Consider the following 1,027-nt stretch of genomic DNA (forward strand, 5'->3'; position numbering starts at 1 on the left):
TTCTGCATGAAAACATCTAAATTTACTGACAGTCAGATCATGTCCATCTTGAAACAGGCAGAATCTGGCACACCTGTAGCGACCCTTTGCCGTGAACACGGCATGAGTAATGCTACCTTTTATAAATGGCGTGCCAAATATGGTGGTATGGATACATCATTAATGGCTCGACTGAAAGAGCTAGAAGCCGAAAATACCAGACTTAAAAAGATGTATGCAGAAGAGCGATTAAAGGCCGAAATCATCCAGGAAGCGATGGCAAAAAAGTGGTAAAGCCATCTTGCCGGCGTAAGATGGCACAACAGGCAGTTGCCCAGCATGCCATTAGTATTCGTTTGGCTTGTAAAGCATTTGGCATTAGTGAAACCTGCTACCGCTATCAAGCCAAACTCAGCGATGACAATGCACTCATTGCTGAACAGCTCATTGAACTCACTGAGGAAAATTCCGACTGGGGCTTTGGTTTGTGCTTCTCGTATTTACGGCATGTTGAGAGTTGCTGCTGGAATCACAAGCGGGTTTACCGCATTTACTGTGAGTTGGCACTGAATCTGCGTATTAAACCGAGAAAAAGACTAAAACGGCATGCGCCTGAACCCTTGAAAGAACCAATCCGAGAAAATCAGGTTTGGTCATTAGATTTTATGCATGATCAGCTTTCCGATGGTCGCAAGTTTCGATTATTGAATGTGATTGATGATTACCGCCGCGAAGGCCTAGCCATTGAAGCAGGGTTCTCATTGCCCACAATCAGGGTTATTCGTACGTTGAATCAATTGCTGGAGTGGAGAGAAAAACCGTTAGTGATCCGATGCGATAATGGTCCCGAATTTATCAGTCACGAATTTGTGCGCTGGGCTACTGAGCACGGTATTCGTATTGAATATATTCAACCGGGTAAGCCACAGCAGAATGCGTATATTGAACGCTATAATCGGACCATACGTTATAGTTGGCTGAGCAAGCATTTATTTGATACTTTGGATGAAGTACAAGATTATGCAACAAACTGGTTGTGGCATTACAA

1 protein-coding gene is annotated in these 1,027 nt (G+C 43.8%); it reads left to right on the top strand.

Going from position 1 to position 1,027, the window contains the following annotated elements; genetic code table 11:
- Nucleotides 1-6: 6 nt before the first annotated feature.
- A protein-coding gene (locus tag ACPEPR_RS13785) for an IS3 family transposase (protein ID WP_423562563.1) occupies nucleotides 7-1,027 on the top strand; the annotation gives its coding sequence in 2 pieces (ribosomal slippage) (nucleotides 7-259 and nucleotides 259-1,027; 1,022 coding nt annotated over the 2 pieces). This gene is flagged as partial in the annotation.

Source organism: Acinetobacter sp. AND/436, from assembly GCF_049546925.1.
Taxonomy (GTDB): Bacteria; Pseudomonadota; Gammaproteobacteria; order Pseudomonadales; family Moraxellaceae; genus Acinetobacter; species Acinetobacter indicus.